At 68.2% G+C, this 21,694-nt stretch carries 21 protein-coding genes; 8 read left to right on the top strand and 13 right to left on the bottom strand.

The genetic code is table 11. The annotated features are described in order from the left end of the window. Nucleotides 1-16 precede the first annotated feature (16 nt). Nucleotides 17-805 carry a dimethylargininase gene (ddaH, locus tag ACM6LU_RS15375; protein ID WP_414938344.1) on the top strand — a complete coding sequence of 263 codons (789 nt, stop codon included), beginning with the start codon at nt 17-19 and terminating at the stop codon, nt 803-805. A gap of 235 nt (nt 806-1,040) precedes the next feature. Here the strand turns inward: ddaH and ACM6LU_RS15370 are convergent, their stop codons facing one another. Continuing rightward, the gene (locus tag ACM6LU_RS15370; RefSeq protein WP_414938343.1) at nt 1,041-2,027 is read right to left on the bottom strand and encodes a hypothetical protein; all 987 of its coding nucleotides are present in this window, start codon (nt 2,025-2,027) and stop codon (nt 1,041-1,043) included. Between the two features lie 212 nt (nt 2,028-2,239). Here ACM6LU_RS15370 and ACM6LU_RS15365 point away from each other — a divergent pair, with 212 nt between their 5' ends. Continuing rightward, nucleotides 2,240-2,875 (top strand): DUF1345 domain-containing protein, encoded by a 636-nt coding sequence (locus ACM6LU_RS15365; protein ID WP_414938342.1) that lies wholly within the window; start codon nt 2,240-2,242, stop codon nt 2,873-2,875. A gap of 2 nt (nt 2,876-2,877) precedes the next feature. Here the strand turns inward: ACM6LU_RS15365 and ACM6LU_RS15360 are convergent, their stop codons facing one another. Together ACM6LU_RS15360 and ACM6LU_RS15355 are read right to left on the bottom strand one after the other, a co-directional pair. Then, nucleotides 2,878-3,741 (bottom strand): 3-hydroxyacyl-CoA dehydrogenase family protein, encoded by an 864-nt coding sequence (locus ACM6LU_RS15360; protein ID WP_414938341.1) that lies wholly within the window; start codon nt 3,739-3,741, stop codon nt 2,878-2,880. 26 nt (nt 3,742-3,767) lie between these two features. Further along, nucleotides 3,768-4,673 (bottom strand): hypothetical protein, encoded by a 906-nt coding sequence (locus tag ACM6LU_RS15355; protein WP_414938340.1) that lies wholly within the window; start codon nt 4,671-4,673, stop codon nt 3,768-3,770. A gap of 194 nt (nt 4,674-4,867) precedes the next feature. On the opposite strand from ACM6LU_RS15355, the gene ACM6LU_RS15350 reads away from it, so the two are divergent. Both ACM6LU_RS15350 and ACM6LU_RS15345 read left to right on the top strand, forming a co-directional pair. Next, on the top strand, nt 4,868-5,077 hold the full coding sequence (locus ACM6LU_RS15350) for a hypothetical protein (RefSeq protein WP_414938339.1): 210 nt from the start codon (nt 4,868-4,870) through the stop codon (nt 5,075-5,077). Between the two features lie 378 nt (nt 5,078-5,455). Continuing rightward, nucleotides 5,456-5,866, top strand: a complete 411-nt coding sequence (locus tag ACM6LU_RS15345) for a hypothetical protein (protein WP_414938338.1) — start codon at nt 5,456-5,458, stop codon at nt 5,864-5,866. Nucleotides 5,867-5,881: 15 nt separating this feature from the next. Here the strand turns inward: ACM6LU_RS15345 and ACM6LU_RS15340 are convergent, their stop codons facing one another. The 6 genes from ACM6LU_RS15340 to ACM6LU_RS15315 all read right to left on the bottom strand — a co-directional run bounded on the left by ACM6LU_RS15340 (nt 5,882) and on the right by ACM6LU_RS15315 (nt 10,287). Further along, complete coding sequence (locus ACM6LU_RS15340) at nt 5,882-7,090, bottom strand: peptidoglycan-binding protein (RefSeq protein ID WP_414938337.1); 1,209 nt, start codon at nt 7,088-7,090, stop codon at nt 5,882-5,884. 34 nt (nt 7,091-7,124) lie between these two features. Continuing rightward, nucleotides 7,125-7,439: a hypothetical protein gene (locus ACM6LU_RS15335; RefSeq protein ID WP_414938336.1), complete on the bottom strand. Its 315-nt coding sequence runs from the start codon at nt 7,437-7,439 to the stop codon at nt 7,125-7,127. A gap of 547 nt (nt 7,440-7,986) precedes the next feature. Beyond that, nucleotides 7,987-8,562 carry a hypothetical protein gene (locus ACM6LU_RS15330; protein ID WP_414938335.1) on the bottom strand — a complete coding sequence of 192 codons (576 nt, stop codon included), beginning with the start codon at nt 8,560-8,562 and terminating at the stop codon, nt 7,987-7,989. Between the two features lie 406 nt (nt 8,563-8,968). Then, nucleotides 8,969-9,157: a hypothetical protein gene (locus ACM6LU_RS15325; RefSeq protein ID WP_414938334.1), complete on the bottom strand. Its 189-nt coding sequence runs from the start codon at nt 9,155-9,157 to the stop codon at nt 8,969-8,971. 101 nt (nt 9,158-9,258) lie between these two features. Further along, complete coding sequence (locus ACM6LU_RS15320; RefSeq protein WP_414938333.1) at nt 9,259-9,642, bottom strand: hypothetical protein; 384 nt, start codon at nt 9,640-9,642, stop codon at nt 9,259-9,261. A 3-nt stretch (nt 9,643-9,645) separates the two neighbouring features. Next, nucleotides 9,646-10,287 carry a TetR/AcrR family transcriptional regulator gene (locus ACM6LU_RS15315; RefSeq protein ID WP_414938332.1) on the bottom strand — a complete coding sequence of 214 codons (642 nt, stop codon included), beginning with the start codon at nt 10,285-10,287 and terminating at the stop codon, nt 9,646-9,648. Nucleotides 10,288-10,435: 148 nt separating this feature from the next. Here ACM6LU_RS15315 and ACM6LU_RS15310 point away from each other — a divergent pair, with 148 nt between their 5' ends. Continuing rightward, nucleotides 10,436-10,741, top strand: coding sequence for a hypothetical protein (locus tag ACM6LU_RS15310; protein WP_414938331.1), 306 nt, complete (start codon nt 10,436-10,438; stop codon nt 10,739-10,741). A 676-nt stretch (nt 10,742-11,417) separates the two neighbouring features. On the opposite strand, the gene ACM6LU_RS15305 is transcribed toward ACM6LU_RS15310, so the two are convergent. Beyond that, nucleotides 11,418-12,104: a hypothetical protein gene (locus tag ACM6LU_RS15305; RefSeq protein ID WP_414938330.1), complete on the bottom strand. Its 687-nt coding sequence runs from the start codon at nt 12,102-12,104 to the stop codon at nt 11,418-11,420. A gap of 133 nt (nt 12,105-12,237) precedes the next feature. Between ACM6LU_RS15305 and ACM6LU_RS15300 the strand changes: the two genes are divergently transcribed. After that, nucleotides 12,238-13,512 carry a right-handed parallel beta-helix repeat-containing protein gene (locus ACM6LU_RS15300; RefSeq protein WP_414938329.1) on the top strand — a complete coding sequence of 425 codons (1,275 nt, stop codon included), beginning with the start codon at nt 12,238-12,240 and terminating at the stop codon, nt 13,510-13,512. A 61-nt stretch (nt 13,513-13,573) separates the two neighbouring features. On the opposite strand, the gene ACM6LU_RS15295 is transcribed toward ACM6LU_RS15300, so the two are convergent. Further along, nucleotides 13,574-13,924 carry an ArsR/SmtB family transcription factor gene (locus ACM6LU_RS15295; RefSeq protein WP_414938328.1) on the bottom strand — a complete coding sequence of 117 codons (351 nt, stop codon included), beginning with the start codon at nt 13,922-13,924 and terminating at the stop codon, nt 13,574-13,576. 46 nt (nt 13,925-13,970) lie between these two features. On the opposite strand from ACM6LU_RS15295, the gene ACM6LU_RS15290 reads away from it, so the two are divergent. Further along, complete coding sequence (locus ACM6LU_RS15290) at nt 13,971-15,311, top strand: MFS transporter (protein WP_414938327.1); 1,341 nt, start codon at nt 13,971-13,973, stop codon at nt 15,309-15,311. A 140-nt stretch (nt 15,312-15,451) separates the two neighbouring features. On the opposite strand, the gene ACM6LU_RS15285 is transcribed toward ACM6LU_RS15290, so the two are convergent. Further along, nucleotides 15,452-17,083, bottom strand: coding sequence for an FAD-binding oxidoreductase (locus ACM6LU_RS15285; RefSeq protein ID WP_414938326.1), 1,632 nt, complete (start codon nt 17,081-17,083; stop codon nt 15,452-15,454). Nucleotides 17,084-17,227: 144 nt separating this feature from the next. Here ACM6LU_RS15285 and ACM6LU_RS15280 point away from each other — a divergent pair, with 144 nt between their 5' ends. After that, nucleotides 17,228-20,104 carry a BTAD domain-containing putative transcriptional regulator gene (locus tag ACM6LU_RS15280; RefSeq protein ID WP_414938325.1) on the top strand — a complete coding sequence of 959 codons (2,877 nt, stop codon included), beginning with the start codon at nt 17,228-17,230 and terminating at the stop codon, nt 20,102-20,104. 83 nt (nt 20,105-20,187) lie between these two features. Here the strand turns inward: ACM6LU_RS15280 and ACM6LU_RS15275 are convergent, their stop codons facing one another. Further along, the gene (locus ACM6LU_RS15275; protein WP_414938324.1) at nt 20,188-21,693 is read right to left on the bottom strand and encodes an FAD-dependent oxidoreductase; all 1,506 of its coding nucleotides are present in this window, start codon (nt 21,691-21,693) and stop codon (nt 20,188-20,190) included. Between the last annotated feature and the right edge of the window lies 1 nt (nt 21,694).

The raw sequence follows: 21,694 nt of genomic DNA, 5'->3' as shown, positions 1-21,694 counted from the left end.
CCTCGGGAGTACACCAATGCGGCACTATCTCATGGTCAGGCCGAGTCACTTCGATGTCGAGTACTCGATCAACCCGTGGATGGATCCCGGCAAACCCACCGACACGCGGCTCGCGATCACCCAGTGGGAATGGCTGCGCGACCTTTACCTCGAACTGGGCCACCGCGTGGACCCGCTCGATCCGGAGCCGGGTCTTCCGGACATGGTGTACGCGGCCAACGGTGCCACCGTGGTGAACGGCCGGGTGCTGGTCGCGCGTTTCCACCATCGGCACCGCCGCCGGGAGTCCGCGGCGTACCTGAAGTGGTTCACCGAACACGGCTACCGCGATGTTCAGCAGGCCCGGTGGCCCAACGAGGGCGAAGGCGACTTCCTCGTCGCGGGATCCCGAATCCTGGCGGGTACGGGCTTCCGAACCGATCCCCTGGCGCACGAAGAGGCAGCGGAATTCTTCGGTATCCCGGTGGTGGGGCTGACCCTGACCGACCCGCGCTACTACCACCTGGACACCGCGCTGACCGTCTTGGACGAAGACCTGATCATGTACTTCCCGGATGCGTTCACCGAGGAAAGCCGGCGGCGGCTCGAGGACCTCTACCCGGACGCCATCACCGCCTCGGCCGCCGACGCCGCGGCATTCGGCCTGAACGCGGTCTCCGACGGGCGGCACGTCATCCTGCCGCAGGCCGCCACGGGGCTGATCGCACAACTGCGGGAGCGAGGCTTCGAGCCGATCGGCGCCGATCTGTCGGAACTGCTCAAGGGCGGCGGGAGCGTCAAATGCTGCACGCTGGAACTACGGTGACGGCGGCGGTGGGTCGTGGGTGATAAGGACGGCCGTCGGGGTAAGGCCATGGTGGCGTCGGTTGAGGGGGTGTGTGGGTTCCGGGTCATCTGACGTCCCGAAATCCACACAGTGAGGGACGCGGTCAGGCAACGGGACCGGTCACCCGCATCGCGCTCGGACACGACACCTTTCCGTGCCTCTCAAGAGAACCGTCCTTACCACTCACGAGCCTTCAGCCCACCGCTGTCCCCGCTCAGACGTCGGTGTACCAGTGCACGGCGATCGTGCCGCGGTTCGCGACCCGGTGTTGTGCCTCGACCCCGACCCAGCCGCGGAACCGGCCCGAATCGTCGATCACCTGCAGTTGCGGCTTGAGGTGCGAGCCGCCGTTGTAGCACTTGCTGTCACCCTGCAGCAGACAGGTGCAGAAGTGCTCGTAGAAGTTCTTCCGCCCGCCCTCGGAGGCCATGTAGTACCGGATGGCCCTCTTCTCACCGGGCTTGCAGGCCGTGCAGGCGGTCGAATTCGGGTCGGTGATCTCGACGGCCGCGCTCAGGCAGTTGTCGTTGCACTCCTTCCACTGCGGCAACGAAAGGTTGATCCCGGAGGTGCCGGTACCGGAGTACAGCTTCCCCGTCTTCACGTCATAGGCGTTGTACGCGTAGCGGCCCGGGTAGTACTTCTTCGGCATTTCCTTCAACGGCACGGAAACGGTGGTGCGGACGTTGCTGCCGTAGCCCTGGCCCACGTTCGCGCCGTAGCTTGAGCCGGTCAGGGAGATCACGGCGATCCCGGTCTCCGGACTGGCGACCGTCCAGGCCTCGGTGGAGCCGTTGTCCCAGGTGATGGCGAGTTTGGAGCCGGTGGTGGTGTACTTCCCCCTCAGCTCCTTGACCTCGGCCCCGGCCTGGAACCCGCCGGCGGTGTGGATCTGGCAGTTGTCACAGCCCGCCGAGGTGCTGCGGATGGTCGCCGCCGGGTACCCGATGCTCCAGCTCCAGAACCAGAAAGCCTCCCGCACGGTGCCGTCGGGGTCGAAGTAGTACATCGCCAGCCGCGAGAACTCCTTGCCCGTCGGCGTGGTTCCGGTCGGCGCCACCTGTCCGATCGTGACCGCGTAACTCTCCTTGCCCCCTGGCCTCTCCACCACCGCCGACGCGGTGCCGGGCAGCGCCACCCCGGTCAGCGCGAAAATCCCCAGTACGACGAGCCACGACCGCAGCGGCCTGCGTCTCGGCACCGTCCCTCCCGATGCTCCCGCACGCGCCGCTTGCCGAGTGACGTTCATGGCTCCCCTCTCGTTGCCGGCGTCGCCCGGCCGGTCCGGACCCGCCCGCGACTACCACGCCCGGCGTATCGCCCCGCGTTGCCGGTCGGTCACCCATATCACCCGAATGGGCCCCGAAGGCGGGCCGCGGATGCCTTCTGCCCGCCCCGGCTACGGTGTGGCTCATGAAGAGTCGGAAGCCTCTGTCGGCGGTCACGCGGCTCGCTGTCGCCGTGGTCGTCGGAGCGGTGATCGGCGTGCTCGTCGCCGTGGTGGCGCACGGATCGCTCGGTGTCCTGGTGGGAATCGCCGTCTCGGCGGCGGTCTTCGTCCTCGCGGGCTGGACGGTGCTGTGGCCGCTGGACGCCGCCGCCACCCAGCGGAACGCCCGCCGTGAGGACTTCCGGCCCGTCACCGAAGAACTCGTCATCGTCGCCGCGGCCCTCAGTGGCCTGGTCGGCGTGGTGGGGCTGCTGGTCTTCGGGAATTCCAGCAGCGGGGACGCGACCGCGGCCACCGCGCTGGGTGGCGTGTTCATGGCCTGGGCAGGCCTTCACCTGATGTACGCCACCCGCTACGCGCACCTCTACTACTCGGCGCCGGAAGGTGGGATCGATTTCAATTCGGACGATCCCCCGACCTACCGGGACTTCCTCTACTTCAGCTACAACCTCGGCATGACCTACCAGGTGTCGGACACCGCCGTCTCGAGTTCGACGATCCGAGCCGTCGTGCTGAGGCACACTCTGCTGTCCTACCTGTTCGGCACCGTCATCCTGGCCACCACGATCAACCTGGTGGCCGGGGTCGTCACCGGCTGAAATTACGGATAGGTGTAGAAGCCCTCGCCGGTCTTGACCCCGAGTTTGCCGCCGTCGACGTACTTGTGCAGCAGTTCCCGGGGGCCGGTTGGCAGGTCCGGGTTTTCCTCCGCGTAGTGGTTTTCGATGTCGAGCACGACATCCAGCCCGACCTGGTCCATCATCTGGAACGGTCCGACGGGCATATGCCAGTTGATCCGGAACATCCCGTCCACGTCCTCGGGGCGGGCGACGCCCTCGGCGACGACCGCCAACGATTCCCGTTTGATGGCCGCCCAAATGCGGTTGAAGATGAACCCCACGCTCTCCTTGCGCGCCTCGAACGGGTGAATGTCGAACTCGGGAAGCACCGACAGCAGGGTGTCCAGCAAGCCGCGGTCGGTCTCGCCGTCGGACATGAGATCGACGGCCGGGGAGCCGGGCGGCATGTAGAAGTGCATATTGCACAGCCGGGACCTGTCCCGTACCTTCTCGGCCATCTCCCGCGAGGGGTAGGACGATGAGTTGGTGGCGAAGATCGTGTCCGCGGGCGCCGCCTCGTCGATCTGACCCCACAGGGGGATCTTGATGTCCAGCCGTTCCGGTACCGCTTCGACGACCAGCCAGGCACCGTCGAGGGCTCCTTCCACCGAGGTCACGGCTTCCGCGCGGCCGACCTCGCCGTGGCCACGCTCGGCCACCACGTCCGGCAAGGTCCGGGCCACATAGTCGACCGCCGCGGCGCCCTGCTCGGCACTCGGGTCGTAGATCCGCACCGTTCCTCCCCGAGAGGCGAACATCAGCGCGATCCGCCGTCCCAGCGTCCCCGCACCGAACACGGCCACCGGGCGATCGCGGATGTCCTCGAAGTCCTGGGTGTACGCCATGGCGATCCGGCCTCTCGTTCCTTTGTTCAGTCACTGATTCCGGCGATCCCGGTGACCGGTTCGCCCAGCTCGGCGAGGACACGCGAACCGCTGCCCTGCCCTTCCGGTAGCGCTACGGCGGAGATCCGCCCGCCGAGATCGGACACGTACGCGATCCCGGCTTCGTCGTCCACGGCCAGGCCGATCGCCTCGTGGAAGCCGTCGGCGAGAATCCGCGGCGCGGCGCCCCGCCGACCGGGGGCCGGGATGGGCGCGCGATTGAGCGTGTTCCCGTCCGGCGCGGCACCTCGGTCTGTCCAATAGAGCCAGTCGTCGCGGATCTCCAGGTCGATCGGTTCCGGGAGGTGCTCCCACAGCACCTCGGCATCCTGGCGATCCGACGCGGTGGCCCCGTCCGGAATCTCCAGTCCTGCCCGGAAGATCCGGCCCTGTCCGCCTTTCGCCCGCCCCTTCTGCGTCCAGTACAGATACCCGGCGGCGGGATCGACGGCGACGCCGACACACTCCTGCCGTCCGGTGGAATCGCGGCTGTTCACCACGAGGTCGGTCAGCCCGGTCCCGTCCACCCGCACACGGCTCACCCGGCAGCCCTCACGGTCTCCCCAGTACAGGGTCTCGGCTCCGTCGGACACCAGCTGCTTGCCGGTGGTGATCGACCCGTCCGGAACCACGTCGCGCGCGCCACCGCCGTCGAGGCCCACCCGGTGCAGCCCGCCGTCTCGCCGCGAGTAGTCCAGGCTCTGTTCCCCGGTCGCCCCTGGTATCCGAGCGGGAGTCCCCATCGTGGTCCAGTAAACGACGCCACCCAGCACCACGACGCCGTCAGGAAACGCCCCGGCTCGCTCGTGGAGGGTCGTCACGTGTCCGTCCGGGACACTGACCCGGTAGAGCGAACCCGACCCGATTCCCAAGGCGACCATCGCTCCGAACACCGTGAACACCTCCTCCCTTTCGTCGTCAGGCCGTTGCCGGGGCAAGGACAACACACATCGGTACTCCCCGCATGTCGTCGGTCACCGGATAGAACGCGCGTGCCCGGCCGCGGTCGGGCACGCTGCACTCGATCGGTGAAACCCTCGGTGCCGGGAAAGCGAACGGCGAACTTTTCGACCGGACCCGCGAACGCGTGCTCGCCACCGCCGAGGCTCTCGACAGAATGCTGAACGAACGCGACCCCGGCAGCCCGCTGCGTCAACGGCGAGAACTGCAACGCCTTCTCGTCGACGCGCAACAGAACGCGCTCCTCGACGCCCGTTCCGGTGGCACCTACAGCTCACACACCCTCGAACGCGCACAGAACCTCATCGACGACCAAGCGGCGCGCTTCACCTCGTGACGGGCCGCCGACCTTATCGTGACCCAGTGCCGGGCTCGTAAGTGGTAAGGACGGTTCTGGCCAAGTGCCTACTGCGGTGCGCGGGTGGCGGTTTCACGTGACTGGCGGGGCAACTCGCGTGAAGGGATGGACGACACGCGTGTCCAGAAGGACGACTCGCCGCACAGCCCGGCCGCGCGCGTGTCGTCCGTCCCGTCACGCGTGTGGTCCCTCGGTCCTGACGACAGATAGTCCCATATTTTATATACAGCGCATTCAAGCTGTGCCGGGCCTGCCCGAAGTCAGGACTGGACTCACCCCACGCGGTAGCATCACCGGGGCCAGCTGGTGCGGTCACCGCCGTCGACCGGATCGCTGCCCGCTATTGGGAGGTAGCTGATGTACACCCCGTCCACACGGTCCTTTCCGGTATCGCTGAACCCGGGCGACCCCGTCCGGGAAGCGGCGTTCCAGGCCGCCACCGCACGGCTCGACGAGTTCTTCGGCGATCGTGTCCGGGTGGAGGTGGAACGTCTCGACCGCATCGGTCCCTGGGTGTTCCTGCAGGGAACGATGCGCACCACCGACAGCGGCCGTCCGTACTACGCCGGCACCGTCTACGAGGCACGCCGCGCCGACGGCGTCATGTCCGACGTCTACGTCGCCCTGCTCAAGAAGACCGACGAAACAAGTGCCGACAACGACGCGCGGTCCTGGCGCTTGTCCGCCTACGCGGTCGGCCCGACTGACGTAGCCTGGCTGACCTGGCCGGACGAGCACGAGGTACCGCGCGCGTTGTTCGGTTTCTGACTTCCGCTAACCGGCTCAGGTCGGCGGGGTGAGGATCTTGACGAGGCCTCCCCCGCCACCCATGCTGATCTTCTGCGAACCGTCGGGATTGACGTTGTTCGAGCCGATGAACTGACCGTCTCCCGCGTACAGCACGACGTGCCCGCCGCCGTTCGAGATCACCACGTCGCCGGGTTTCGCCTCGGAGAGCGGCACCGACTTCCAGCCGTCCGCCTCGAGGTTGGCCGTCAGGCCCGCGACCGAAGCGCTGGCCTGGTTCTTGTCGATCAGGCCGGACGCCTCCAGACAGCCGGAGACGAAGTTCGCGCAGTTGACGTTGTTGGGCACCCATGACTGCATCGCGGGCAACTCGCCGCTGCCCTTGAGGTCACCGGCGTTGCGACCGAGGAATTGCTCGGCGATCTTGGCCGGGTTGTCGCCCTGGGCGTCGATCGGCTTGGCAGTCCTGCCATCACCCTGAACCCCGGCGACACCACCACCACCGCCGCCACCTCCACCGCCGCCGTCCCCGCCACCACCGTGCTGGATGGGACCCCCGACCCGGGAATCGACGGGACTCGCGTGGACGCTCGACGCCGTGGTCTGGCCCGTGTCGGCGGGCACCAACTCCAGGAAACCGCCCTCGATCTCCAGGCCGAGCGGCTTGAGAAGGTCGTCGATCTGCTTCTCGGCGTCGTTCAACGCCCGCTCGATCTCGTCCTTCTTGCCGTTGGAGTCCTTCTCGTTCAACTGCCGAAGCCGTTCGATGTCGGTCGCGGCGGCGGCGATCTCGTTCTCGTCTTCGGAGCTGTTCTTCCGCTTCCTGGCCGCGCCGATCAGGGCGCGGTTGTCCGCGTCCTTGTCGTTCGCTTCCTGCGCGAGTTGCGTGACCTTCTTCTTGACGTCGTCCAGGATCTCGGACACACGCTGAAGGATGTTCTTCGCCGCCTCGGCCTTGTCGCTGACCTTGTAACTCGCCTTGACGAGCTTTTCGAGGTGCTCGGCGACGGCGTCGGCGTCTTTGCCGTCCCATTCGCGCAGGACGTCCTCGCGGAAGACCTTGAGATCGTCTCCGAGATCATTGGATCGGGTGGCGGCTCCGCCGACCTTCACCGCCTGGTCGTTGACCGCGCTCGAGTTGAGCTTCTGTGTCTGTTGGGCGTGCTTGTCGATGGCGTCCATCGACTTCGGACGGTCATGCGACGGGTCGTCAAGCTCACCCAGATTGGGTTCTGTGGTGGTCATCGGTAATTCCCCTGGTCCCCGTCCTCAGTCCGAATCAATCCCGCTCGCGTTTGCCGTTACCGAGGACGTGTACACCCTCGGCCTCATCGTTCCGCATGCGCTCGGCGGCTTTGGCCAGCGCTTCGGAAGCGGCGTCGACGAGTTTCGCGGCGGCAGCCATCTCGGCGTTCACGCCGCTGTAGAACTTCTGGGTCGTCTTGCCCGCGTTGCCCGCGTTGCCCAGGTCGCCGTACGCGCCTCCGGGATCACCGTTCCCCAAGTCCGTGCTCGTCTTGCTGTAGCCGTCCTTGAGCCCGCCGACCTTCTTGGCCAGCGCGGCGATCTGCTCTGGATCGAATCGGCGAGTCATGAGTGATCCCTCCAGTCTCGGCGTCTGCGCCCGTGGTTTACCCGACCATGCTGCCCTACCCGCACAGCCTATGAGCTCCCAGCCACCCATGCGCGCGTTTCCCGAAACATGATGACGACGTTTCGTGTATATCGACGCATCCGACCGCGCCTCGGTTCCCCCGAAGTCGGACACAGTCCGGGGAGCCCCTGACGAGCGCATCACCCACACGGGGGGCCGGCGTTGCGGGAGGCGCGGGCACGCGGTGAGCAAAGCCCGGCTCGGCAATCATCGGCCACGGAACCGGAGGGGCGGACGCGACGGCCGGTCTGTGATGCGGTGGGCCGCCCTGACGACTGGCGGATGGACCGCGTGATCGTCAACGGCCGGCCCGCGTTCGCTCGTGAGGGTGGGCGCGCCCAGGTTTCGAGACCGACCTGACCTCACGACCCTGACAGCCATCGAAACACTGCCACCGGACTCATCCGAGTCTCGCGCCAGGAAGGTGATACAGGAGGGCTGAGTGGGGGTGGTCGGGCCGAGACCGGTGAAACCTCGGGAACCCGGCTCAGCGCGGCGGCAGCCTGCCTGCCATCGAGTAGGCCAGGCCGATGGCCAGGTCACACAGTCTTTTTGAGCCGATGTTCTCCTTGGTCTCCACGGTCACGTCGGCCAACTCGACCCGCTCGCCGTTCACCGGGTCCGGCACCCGATAAGCCCGGTGCACGATCGTGATCTCGCAGCCGGTGTCGCCATCTCCCTCTTTCTTGCCTGGTTGGACGAAGGCGTTCCGGGAACCGGCTTTGCTCTGTTTACCGTTCGGCCCGTCGGTATGGGGACGACCGCGAAAGAATTCGACGGTTATCCGAAGCGGCGAGTGTTCCCAATAATAGGTCCACTGACCGAAGTCCGGCTCCGGCTTGGCCCCCTCGCTCCCGAGGACCGCGGCCGTCTCGGACGGCCCGAGCAGGTCGCACGCGTTCAGACCGCGCAGTGAGTTCCCCGGCGCCGGGGCCCGGCGAGGTCGCTCGCTTGTCCAAGTGCCTGGCGAGACACCGACCTCGTGTCCGTCCGGCATCCAGATGTACCGCGAGCACTCACCGTCCTCCTGAGCCGGCCGCTGGATGGGCCCGAGCCTGCCCATCCGGTGAGCAGGCGGCGGGGGATCCAGTACACCTCGCAGTTCCACCCGCACCTCGGCGACATCATCGACGCCCGGCCCGATCCCATGGTGCCGATCTGAGATCCGCTCTCGGCCGGGCGCACCCCGGCAGTGGGGCACGCCAAGCGAATCCGGCCGCGAACCCCAACGCCAGCGTCATCACCACACCGAGACAGGCGAGGAGCATCCGCGTCGAGACCGTCGGGCGGCGGCGTTCAGGCCCTACCAGGACGCCGGAGGCAAAGCGTCTCAGGAGGTGGGCGATGGAATGAACTCCACGGGAATTCCCGTGAAGTCCCCTTTTCCCACGCTGAGGTTGACGCTGTTCGTCAATATTTCGGGGAAGAGTCGCGCCAACACTTCATGGAGAATTGGCCAGAACTCCGGATCAGCACGCCTCGGCAACGGGTGGGATGACACAGCACGCACCGGTGAAGCATCCGAACGCGGTTCCGGCCGACTGGTTGGACCAGTGATCGAAATGATCGATGGCGAAGTCGGCCTGCTCCGCCGTCGCGGCGATAATCCCGGTTTCGGCAAGCAGCGACCGGACGTTCTCGGCGACCATGGTCTGCATCGGATTCCCCTCGGCTCGAGGTGTTACTGGGTACCGAAATCCTCTCTCCGGCGACAAGGCGACAACAGTGCGAAGCCTCACCGGGGCGGTATGCCTTTTGCCTACGCCGAACGGCCCAACCGGGCCGCGGCCTGTCGCCACACGGCGGGCGGCTCGGGATCGTCCACGGTCCAGGTGGCGGACCGGATCGTGCCGCGCTTCCGGTACGTGCGCATGATGTCCACGTGGACGGGCAGGCCGACGAAGGCCCGCATGGCTTCCACGTCCCGCCACAGGGAAACCGAACCGGAGCGGCGTCGCCGGACGTCCACCCAGAGCCAGTGACCGACGGCGCCGTCGAGATCCGGCCAAAGTGCCGCGAGGCGGCTGCCCGCGCGGTAGATACCGGGGAGGTCGAGCAGCCGATCCGACGTGAAGTCGGTGACGCTGACCAGCACCCGCCCGCGCGGCTCGGCGGGACCGGGTTTCCACCTGGTTTTGAGCATGGTTCATGCCTCCGGGAGAACGGTGGGATCGGTGGCGGCGGCCCGCAGGCGATCGAGGACGGCGCGACGGGCGAAGTCGAAGGCCGTCTCCCGATCGGACAGCCGAGAGTGGATCACCGCGGATTCGCCGAGGGCGTCGATTTCGTAGGCGAGCTGACCGGCGTCGACCCGGTCGGCGAGTTCCCCCAGGGAGATCGCCTCTTCGATCAGTGCCCGGATGAACCGCAGCCAGTCCTGGAGCGATTCCGCGGTCTTGGCGTGCACGGAACCGGGCCGGTCGTCGAATTCGGTCTGCGCGGCGAGAAAGAAGCAGCCACCCGGCAATACGCCGTCCGCGTAGAACCTCAGCCTCGCCTCGTGGAGCGCGAACACCCGGCGCACACCGGGTGGCGTGCGCGACGCCGGAGCCATGACCTCGCGGGCCCACTGTTCGCGAGCCCGGTCGATCGTGTCGAGTTGCAACCGCTCCTTGTCCTTCCAGTGGGCGAACAGCCCGGACTTGCTGGTGCCGAGATGCTCGGCGAGCAACCCGAACGACAAACCGTGCAGGCCGTGCACCGACGCCAGCGCCACCGCCGCGTCGAGCACCGTTTCCCGCGTGCGCTGCCCGCGCAGCCGACGGCCGTCCCGCCGATCTTCACTCATCACCCGGCCTACAATACTATAAATGCGACCGATCGGTCTTGTTTAAGCTCGGGACTTTCGCCATAGCGAGATCCACCCCTGCAACCCCTCCCGTGAGGTCCTCGGTGAGCCGTAGTGAGATGACAGGAGGAGTCGCCGTCCGACGATCGTGGCCGGTCCGCACGACGGCTGGCACGGATGCGGTACGGGAGCCGGCTACGCGAACTTCGGGTTTTTGGAAATCCTGCTGGCACTGGCCGTCGCCACGATGGGTGGCGCGTCGATCATGAGCCACGACGTCCCTCGGCTTGCGGGCGTCGCCGACCGCCCCGGCGTGGCCGTCGGCGACCGCGCCGACCTGCTGCTGGTGGACGGCGAAACCCCGACGAGCGCGGTGATGGACCGCGGCAAGGACCGCACGGTGCTGCACGACGGCGTCGTCGTGGCGGACGGCCTGTCGGTGGTGAGCCTCTGATCGGTTCGTGCACTTTGCCTGGGCGGGAAGAACGTGACCGATGATCACCTCGCCGGCAACGCGTTCTGTGTACCGTGGGCCAGTCCGAATCGGCACTCACGACCACCCCGACCAGGTGCCGCCATGGCTCTCTCTTGAAGTACGTGAAGGTCCCCTTCCTCGCGTCTAGCGAAGTCGCGGAGCTGTCGTTCAGTGCCGCTTTGGCGATCCTGGCCTGTTCTCGCCAAGTATCCGAAAAGGGGTGGGTCGGGGTGGCCGTGAGTGGCGATTCGGACTGGAACCAAGGGTTGGCTCGGATACCCCACTGTCGGTTGGCCGGGTGACGCCGCACTTGACGTCTGAACCACGCTTCGGTCGTGAGTGGGCAAGTCGGGTCAGGGCGGACCGGTAGTTGCTTACCCGCGTATGGTCAGCCCGACGGCGCAGGGCCTCGGACGTTGATCGAGGTCAACTCGGTAGGCAACTACAGGTCCGCCAGACCCGAATCGCCACATACGACCCGCTTGATCACCATCTCGACTTCACGTACTTCAGCAGGTACGAGGGCCGAGTTTCTTCGGCTGAGTCGACCTTCCTCTCGTTTCTGCGATATCCCTCGACACCGGCTCTCTCCGAAGACCGCTTACGGGCACTCGCCCGCCGCTGGATCGGACCGGCCCTGCGCGGCTGAGTCCGGTCAGCTCGGCGAGCTTTCCGGCTTCGGGATCGGGACACAGGGAAAACGACCGGTGTCGACCGTGGCCTCTTTGGTCGGTCCGCACAGCTGGAGACCATCGAGGTTCGCGTTGTCCGCCAAGGTGAATCCGACGACGCCGATCGCGGTCTCGCCCTTGTCGATGGTCTTGCCCAGCAGGGAATCCGCCTGCCATTCCCTGCCACGCCAGGTGTTGTCGGCGACGTCGGTCCTGAGGTCGCTGGCGGGGTATGCCTCACGGAAGCAGTGCTGGGGGACGTCGTCCGGCGAGTACGGGTCGCACTTCTTCCCGTCTGTGTTGTTGCTGCGGAGCTGCAAGTACTTGATCTTGGCCTTCTGCACGCCGCGATCGGCGAGCTCGCCGGTCACGGCGACGTACACCGCGACATAGTGGCTTCCCGCTTTGGCTGACACGCCTGCCAGTTCGGGAGTCCAGACCGCGTCCACGGCCTTCACCTGCATCCCGATGGGCATCCCTGATTCCGTGGTGACGAGGGCCTGGCCGGGGAAGTCGGCGAATTTGGTGTACTTCGGGCCGGACTGGGCCGTCGCCGAGGTGGCGGGCATCGCATCACCGGTGTCCGGCACCGGGTTGTCGCCGCCGCCGGAACACGCGGTGACCAGCAGAGCAGTGCCCGCGACAAGCGCGGGCAGGAGCCGAGTCGACATGGGTGCCTCTCCGTCAGAGAACTGTGACATTTCGTTGTTGGCTGTCACTATGACACGGCGGGGCACCGCGCGGTTCCACGGAAGTCCTGGGACCGGTCCCTGAGACAACGCTCTATTCTGCGCCTCCATCGCGGTGGAACGGGACGAATTCGGCCGGTACGCGGAGAGGGCGGACATGTTTCTACTGGGCAAGATCGCACTGAGCGTGGTCTCGATCATGGCCGCCGGCCTGCTGACGGCGGGAGTGTCGTCGGCTGAGCAGCGCCCGCACGAGGTGCCGCCACCCGTTTCGGGACGGACTCTCACGGTGGGCCCCCACGGCGAGTATCCGACCGTCCAAGCCGCGGCGGATGCCGCCCGGCCCGGCGACAACGTCCAGCTCGAAGCCGGTGTGCACGCCGGCGGTCTCACCATCAAGACCAGCGGGTCACCCGGCGAATACATCACCTTCTACGGTGAGGGCGGGACGGCCGTCATCCACGGGCGAGGTGGGCCCAAGGGCCTGCTCGCGCTAGGGAGCCATTCGTGGCTTCGGTTCCACAACATGACCTTCGCGGGATCACGCGGTTTCGGCGCCTACGCCAGCGGTGCGCACAACCTGGTCTTTCAGGATTTCGGGATCGACGGCTCCCAAGACGGCGGGCTGGTTCTGCTGAACACGAGCGACGTCGTGGTGGACGGCTGCGAGATCCAGCGAACGAACGCGCGGGGAACATCCGCGGATCACGAGGCGCTCACCCTCGGGCACGGATCGCGTGACGTCGAGGTCAAGCACTGCCGAGTCCACGACAACGGCGAAGAAGGCATCGACGTCAAGTACACCGACAACGCCAGGGTCTCGATCCACGACAACGTCTCGTCGAACAACCGGGGGCCGAACATCTACGTGGATTCGTCGTCCGATGTGGAGATCTACAACAACGTGTCCAGCGGCACCAGGAACGAGACGAAGTCCGGAATCGCCCTGGCCGTCGAGGACGCCTCCGAAAGCCGGGAAGTCCGCAACGTCAAGGTGTACAACAACGTCTCCTACGGCAACGCGCAGGCAGGCCTGAGTTTCTGGGTCGAGTCCAGCGGAACCATATCCGGCGTGCAGATCGTCAACAACACGTTCCACGACAACGCCGATGGCTCGATCGCCTTCTACGGCGGCGACTTCGAGGGCACCAACATCCTCCGCAACAACATTTTCGCGGAAGGACCGGCATCCCACGACGACTTCGTCGACGACCACAACATCTCCGGTGATCCCGGATTCGTCGACCCGGACGCGGGCGACTTCCACCTCAAGCCCGGATCCGCCCGTGCCGTCGATCAAGGATCCGCCGACTCCGCTCCGGCCTTCGACCTCGACAGCAAACCCCGCCCGACCGGTGCGGGCCACGACATCGGAGCCTACGAGCAGTGACCGGTGGCTGCCGGAATCGGTAGCGGAGTATGCGGGTTCCTCGACGGGACAAGCCGGAAGCTCAATCGTGGTCGGGGATGCCGTGGATGTGGTGGTCGGCCGCGTTCATGACCTCCGCGAGCAGGCGGCGGACGTGCCCACCGCGGGCACGGTAGAGGATCCGGCGACCGTCACGACGCTGGCCGACCAATCCGGCCAGCCTGAGTTTGGCCAAGTGCTGTGACACCGCCGGGCGGGCGATGCCGACCGCGGCGGCCAGCGACGCCACGTCGTACTCGCCCCCGCTGAGCAGCCACAACATCCGCATCCGCGTCGGATCGGCCAGCATCCGCAGCGAGGTGGACGCGGCTTCGACCTGGTCATCCGGGGGAAGCTCGGCCCACTGATCTCCGAATTTGTCATGTGCGTACATGAGCACCTATCGTGGTGAGGAGTTCTTCAGCGGAGGGTGATGAAGGGTGTCATTGCTGGGGCATCGGGACTACCGGCATCTGTTCGGGGCGCAGCTGGTCGCACTGTTCGGCACTGGCCTGACGACGGTAGCGCTCGGCCTGCTGGCCTACGACTTGGCCGGCGCGAACGCCGGTGCCGTGCTGGGTACGGCGCTGGCGATCAAGATGATCACCTACGTGACCGTCGCGCCTCTCGCCGGCGCCTATGCCTGCCGGATACCGAGGCGCCTGATGCTCGTCAGCCTCGACGCCGCGCGAGCGCTCGTGGTACCGGCACTGTTGTTCGTGGACCAGGTGTGGCAGGTCTACGTCCTGATCGTCGTCCTGCAGTCCGCGTCGGCCTCGTTCACCCCGACCTTTCAGGCAGTCCTTCCCGACATCCTGCCCAGTGAACGCGAGTACACGAAGGCGCTTTCGCTGTCGCAGCTCGCTTCGACGATGGAAAGCCTGCTCAGTCCGCTGCTCGCCGCCGTCGTCCTCGGCTTCGCTTCCTTCCACTGGCTGTTCGCCGGTACCTCGGTCGGATTCATGGTCTCGGGGATGCTGGTGCTGAGCACCCGCATCCCCGACGCGACCCGCGGTGATCGCGGCGGCGTCCGGGACCGGACGCTCGCGGGAATCCGGGTCTTCGCCGCGACGCCGCGCCTGCGCGGAACCCTGGGACTGAACCTGGTGGTCGCCGCCGTCGGATCGGTGGTCATGGTCAACACCGTCAACTACGTCCAGGACACCCTCGGCCGGTCACCGGCCGACGTCGCGCTCCTGCTCGCGGGAAACGGCGTCGGGACGATCCTCGTCGCGCTCCTGCTCCCCCGCGTCCTGGACCGGATCCCGGAACGCACGGTCATGCTCACCGGCGCCGGAGTCCTCCTCGCGGCGATGACGGGTGCGATCGCACTGTCCACAGCGGACAGTGGCGGCCGGCGGTGGACCGCGGCACTGGCGGCGTGGGCGGTCATCGGACTCGGTACCGGACTGGTCCTCACCCCGGTCGGCCGGGTGCTGCGCCGCTCCAGCCACGTGAGCGACCGGCCGTCGATCTTCGCCGCCCAATTCTCGTTGTCCCACGCCTGCTGGCTGCTCGCCTACCCGGTCGCCGGTTGGCTCGCCACCGCCGCCGGGCTCACCACGACCTGGATCGTCCTCGGCTTACTCGGCCTGGCCGGATTCGCACTGGCGACCAGGTCGTGGCCGCGCCGGGATCCCTACTTCCTGGAACACACCCACCGCGGCACCGGCACCGGCCACCTCAGTGGCGCCGAGGAAATCGGCGACGGGCTCTGGCGGCACCGCCACGAATTCGTCATCGACCGCGACCACCGCCGCTGGCCCGCGGACGCTCGCTGACGCACGTGTGGCCAGGATCGTCACGGGGTCCCACCGGTCTCGGATTTTGATCGACGGCGCCGGGGTGAGTCCGGTTGCGGTGTTCCGGTGGCGGTCGGGTCGTGAGGTCAGGTCGTCTACGTCGACAACGGGATGAGCGGCTACCGATCCGGTTGTACGGACAACGGGTGACGGAAGACGTTCCCGGGGTCCCAAGTGGACTTGACGCGCCGCAGCCGAGGGTAGTTTTCCTTGTAGTACAGCGTGTACCACGGCACACCAGAGGTGTTGTGCTCCGGATCGGCGAGGTCGACGTCGGGATAGTTGATGTATGCGCCGTCGTTGACTTCGCCCGGTACGGGCACTCCGCCGGTATCGGCGTACATCTCACGGTAGAAACCCCGGAGCCAGTCGAGGTTCGTCGCGTCCCCGGCGGAAGACGATGGCTCCGGCAGGGTGACCGAATAGATCGCCTTGAAGATCGAATCCCGTTGCGGGAGCGCGGTCGCGGCCGGATCCACGGCGTTGACCGCGCCACCGTAGGCGCCGAGCCACAGCATCGCCGGGCCGATCGCGGGATCGGCGGTGCTCAGTTTTCGATATGCCGTGTCGATCTGCTGTTCGGTGAACGTCCGACGCAGGTAAGCCGATTTGCCCTTCCAGCGGCCGGCGGATCCGGCCGTGCTCTGACCGTCCGCCGTCGCCGACGCGAGCCACGGTATCGCGACCGGCGTGATGCCCGGCCTTCCGCCGACGCCGTCGCTGACAGCGGCGAAGTAGTCGTTCAGCATCTTCGCGGCTCCGGGCGGGGTGCCGTCCATTTGCGCGGCGAGGAACAGGTCGCCGGGGAACGCGTGCGGGCCGGGGCCCTTGTTGATCGACAGCAGGCTGACGAGGCTCGCGTAGGCGGAGCCGGGAGCGCTGTGGCGTTCGTGCCAGGCACCGTGGTTGCGGATCAGTTTGCCGAACGACTCCCGGTTCAGCCCCTCCCATGACCACTGCTGGAACCCCTTGAGCACGGTCGCGGGTGGTTTCGGCAGCAGGGTGCGCGGATCGCCGCCGTCCGCGCCCGGCGTCCGGAACCAGTACCGGGTGACCACCCCGAAGTTGCCGCCACCGCCGCCGGTGTGGGCCCACCAAAGTTCACGATGAGGGTCGTCGGGCTCGCGGGTGGCGACGACCGCGGTGACCTGTCCCGGTTTTCTCGCCACGACCACTTCGACGGCGTAGAGGTGGTCCACGACCGTGCCGTGCAGCCGGGACAACGGGCCGTAGCCGCCGCCCTGGACGTGACCGCCCGCGCCGACCGAACCGCAGTCACCGGCGGGGAGGGTGACGCCCCAGCCCAGGTAGAGCCGCTGGTAGACCTCCGACAGGGTGGCACCGGCCTCGACGACGAACGCGCGGCGCGCCGAGTCGAAGTACACCGCGTCCATTCCGCTCAGGTCGATCACCACCCCTGGCGCCGGATCGCCGGTGAAGTTCTCGTAGCAGTGCCCGCCGCTGCGCAGGCCGATCCGCTGTCTGGAGAGGACCGCGTCGGACACGGCCCGCACCACCTGCTCGGTGGAGTGCACCAGCCGGAACGCGGCCGGTCTGGCCTCGAACCGCTGGTTGATCCGGCGCAGCACGAGGTCTTCGTACCGGGGATCGCCGGGAACGACGGTGACGAGTCCCGCGGGCGGCGGGCATCCCGCCGCACCTGCCGCGTCCGCCGGGGTGGCGCTCCCGATGGAGACCAGGCCCAGCGCGGCGGTACCGCCCAGGAAACCGCGACGGCTCAGCTCCGACATGATTCGTGACCTCCGAGTCGATATGACGGCGGGCCTTGGCGGCCGACCGGCTGGAACCCACCCTGGCCGGGCGACCTTCGGGAAACCTTCGGCGGAACCTTGAACCGTTCGCCGGGAGCGGCTAGACAGGAGCGGGGGGTCGGCATGCGGACAGAGTTCCGGCTGTTGGGCGAGCCGGAGGTGCTCATCGGCGGTGAGCGCGCGGGCATCGGGCACGCGCGTCAACGTGCCGTGCTGATCGCGCTCCTCGCCGATGTCAACCACGCCTTGCCGCCGGATGAGCTGGTCGATCGGGTGTGGGGCGAGCAGCTGCCTCAGCGCCCCCGTGCCGCGCTGTACGGCTACGTTTCCCGGTTACGCGGTGTGCTCGCCGGCGCGGCGGACGTGTCCCTGCGCAAACAAGCGGGCGGGTACGTGCTCGAAGCCGACCCGATGGCCGTGGACCTGCACAGATTCCGGCACCTGATCACGCGAGCCCGCGCCGAGACCGATGACGAACGGGCACTCGCCCTGTACGACGAGGCCATGGGGCAAGGGCACAAGCGGCCGGTCGACCTGCCGGAGACGCCATGGCTCACCGCGTTCCAGAACACCCTGGACAGCCAGCTGGCGGCGGCCCGGCTCGACCGCGACGACCTGCGGCTCCGCCGGGGGCGCCACGCCGAGGTGGTCGAGGACCTGACGAGTGCGGACCCGCACTGGGACGAGCGCCGGGCGGCACAGCTGATGCTGGCGCTGCACCGCTCCGGCCGCCAAGGCGAGGCTCTGGCGCACTACGAGCAGGTCCGCGCGCGGCTGGCCGAGGAACTCGGCGTCGATCCCGGAGAACCGTTGCGGCTGCTGCACCACCGGATCCTCACCGCCGATCCGGCGCTCGCCCCGGCGCCACCGTTGCCCGCCCCGCTGACCACGTTCGTCGGGCGGGACGAGGAGCTCGACCGCGTTCGCCGCCTGCTGGCGCGCGCCCGGCTCGTCACGCTGACCGGACCCGGTGGCACCGGCAAGACCCGGCTCGCCCTCGAAGCCGCACGTCAGGGCGACGCCCGGTGGGTCGAGCTGGCTCCGCTGACGGAGGGCACCGACGTGGCGCAAGCCGTCGCCGATGCCGTGGGCCTGCACGAAACGTCGTTGACCACGACCGAACGAGGTCGCCCGCTCATCGACCGCCTCACCGGGGCGCTGTCCGGGCGGCGGCTGCTGCTCGTTCTGGACAACTGTGAGCATCTCGTCGACGACGTCGCGGCCTTGGTGGTGCGCTTGCTCACCGGCTGCGGCGATCTGCGGATCCTCGTCACCAGCCGCACACCGCTCGACGTCACCGGCGAACTGCTCTGCCCGGTGCCGCCCCTGCCCCTGCCGCCAACGGACACCACCGCCGCCGCCGCACTGGAGCACGCCGGCGTCCGGCTGTTCGCCGACCGGGCCGCCGCGGGGCTGCCCGGGTTCAGCGTGGACGAGGGCAACGTCGGCGTCGTGCTGCGCATCTGCCGGACCCTCGACGGCCTTCCGCTGGCGCTCGAACTGGCCGCGGCGAGGGTCCGCGCGCTTTCGTTGGCCGACCTCGCGGCCGGGCTGGACGATCGGTTCGCCCTGCTGTCCCGCGGCCGCCGCGCCGCGGAACCCCGCCACCGGACGCTGCGCGCGGCGGTGGCCTGGAGCTGGGAGCTCCTCGAACCTCATGAGCGGCGGCTGGCGGCACGGCTTTCGGTGTTCTCCGGCCGGATCACCGCGGGGACGGCCAAACAGGTCTGCGGGTCGGCGGCGGAAGCACTCGCGGACCTCGCCGACAAATCCCTGCTTCACCGCGTGAACGGCCCGGAACCCGCCTACCGGATGTTGAACACCCTCCGCGAGTTCTGCGCCGAACAGCTCGCCGAATCCGGTGAGCAGCAGGCCATCCGGACCGCTCACCTGGCTTGTTTCCTGAGGCTGTCCCTGGAGGCCCAGCCACATCTCCTTGGCAAGGAACAGGTTCAGTGGCTCCGGCGGCTCGACGCCGAACGCGACAACCTGAACACCGCGTCGCGTTGGGCGTTGGAAACCGAGCCCTCCCAGGCGCTCCAGCTGTTCGGCGCGCTGTCGGCCCACTGGTGGCTGCGCGGCGGTCGCGCACACGCGGCGCGGTTCGCCGCCGACCTTGTCGCCGCCGCCGGGCCCGTTCCGCCGTCCGACGAGCGCGAGACGTACGCGCTGTGTCTGCTCACCGACGCCGCACAACGCCCCAGCGCAGCGGATCGGCTGACCGCGGCCGAGTCACTCATCGGCGAACTCGGCCGCCCGGCGGGACATCCCCTGTTCTTCCTGTTCTGGGGCCGGCTCGCCGAGCCGGGCCACGTTCCCGCCGTGCCCCGTGAACGGCTGTTCGGCGCGGACCCCTGGGGGCGCGCCCTGTTGCGGTACGGGGAGGCGTTCGTTCCCCTCGCGAGCGGAGACGTCGAGGCGGGGCGGACCGCGCTGGCCGACGCGCAGCTTGGCTTTCGCGCGCTGGGCGAACGGTGGGGAACCGCGCTGACCCTCTCCGCACAGGCTGGCCTCGCCGAACCACCGGCAGCGGTGGAGCTCCTCACCGAAGCCGTCACGCTCGCCGCCGAGCTCGGGTGCACCCCGGATCAGGCGATTCTGTTGTGCCAGCGAGCCGCATGCCACGTCCGCGCGGGCGAGTTCACCGCGGCCGAAGCCGACTACGACCGAGCCGGTGAGCTCGCGAAGGAGGCGGGCGCACCGGAGATTCTCGCCGAGATACACCGCGGGCTCGGCGAAGTCGCCCGGCGGCGCGGCGATCTGGCCGGGGCACGGCGCCTCGCCACGACCGCACTCGACGCGTGCTCGGCCGACCGGCACAGCTCGTCACAGGTCCTGCCCCGGATCTATGTCACCCTCGGCCTCATCGCCCGCGATGACGACGATCCGCCGGCGGCGACGGAGTGGTTCCGGCGGGCCCTCGCCGAGGTCGTTCCTTGGGACCACGCCGTGACCGCCGAAGCGCGGGAAGGTCTGGCCACGCTGGCCGCCGGTGGTTGACGCACGCTGCACCGAACTCGCGTGCTTGAACACGTGACACACGAGTTCGGCTTTCAAGCACGTGTGTTCCGTGTCCAGTCACGTCACCGGCCGCGGAAGCGGGCGGCCAGCGCGGCGATCGGCGACCGCCGGGGCCGTACCGGGAGCCGGCCGGACGTGATGTCCTCCAGCAGGGTCGCGACGGTTTCCCTGGCGCAGGTGCGGTTCGCGCCGATCCCGCCAGAGGGGCCGCGTTTGATCCAGCCGACCACGTAGGCACCATTCCGGCTGTCGACGCGGCCCGCGGTGTTCGGAATCGTGCCGCGGTCCGGGTCGAACGGCAGGCCCGGCACCGGTGTGCCACGGTAGCCGACCGCACGCATGACCTGGCCGGCGGCGATTTCGACCGGCCCGTCGTGACCGGTGACCCGAAGGCCGCGCACCTGCGTGTCACCGACGATCTCGGTGGGAGCGGAATGGAAGCGCAGGACGATCCGGCGTGAATCCGGGACCGGCGGCGCGGTCAAGTCGACGGTCTCGCGGCCGAGTTCGCGCAGCAGCTTCGCCTTGCCGGTGCCCGCGTCGATCGCGGCCCCGGTGCGCGGGTCCTCGTCGTCGACGACGAGTGGCACACCGGCACGCTGCGCCAGCGCGAGCAGTTCCGGGGAGGTGTAGGCGGCGTCCTCCGGCCCGCGCCGGGCGAGCAGGACGACTTCGCGGACCTTGCTCGTACGCAACAGTTCCAGCGCGTGCCTGGCGATCGTGGTGCCGGTCAGGCCTGCGGGATCGGCGGTGAGGATCCTGGCCACGTCCAGCGCGACGTTGCCGGTACCGACCAGCACGACGCGTTCCGCGGACAGGTCCACCGCGTTCGCGGGGACGTCCGGATGGCCGTTGTACCAGCCGACGACGGTGGTCGCGGCGATGCTGCCGGGCAGGTCCTCGCCGTCCAGGCCGAGGCCGCGTGCGGAGGAGGCGCCGATGGCGTAGACGACCGCGTCGTGGCGCTCGGCCAGCTCGTCGACGGTGACGTGGCGGCCGACCTCGGTGCCCAGGCGCATCCGCAGCCGCGGGTGCTCGTGGAACCGCGAGAAGGCTTCGCCGATCCGCTTCGTGGCGGGGTGGTCCGGGGCGACACCGAAGCGGACGAGCCCGCCCGCGACCGGCAACCGGTCGATCAGGGTGACCCGCGCGTTCGTGTGCAGGAGCAGATCCTCGACGGCGTACATCCCGGCCGGACCGGTGCCGACGACGGCGATGTCCGGCGGCGCGAAGTCGCTCGGGATGGCCCGGTCGAACGTCGGAGGGCTCCAGCGGTGGAAGTTCGGCGCGGGGTCGGCCGCGGGCGCGGTCTCGCGGTCGGCGTAGTACTGCGCGTTGAGACCCGTATAGACCTGCAACGACCCGGTCAGCAGGTCCACCGGGAAGATCGCGTCCACCGGACAGGCGTCCGCGCACGCCCCGCAGTCGATGCACGTGGCCGGATCGACGTAGAGCATCTCCGTGCTGCCGAAATCGGGCTCGTCCGGTGTGGGGTGGATGCAGTTGACCGGGCAGACCGACACGCAAGTGGCGTCGTTGCAACAGGTCTGAGTGATCGCGAAGGCCATG

This window comes from Amycolatopsis sp. cmx-11-51, assembly GCF_047608665.1.
Classification (GTDB): Bacteria; Actinomycetota; Actinomycetes; order Mycobacteriales; family Pseudonocardiaceae; genus Amycolatopsis.
The sequence above is the reverse complement of the archived record's forward strand: the minus strand, read 5'-3'. Positions and strand labels throughout refer to the sequence as shown.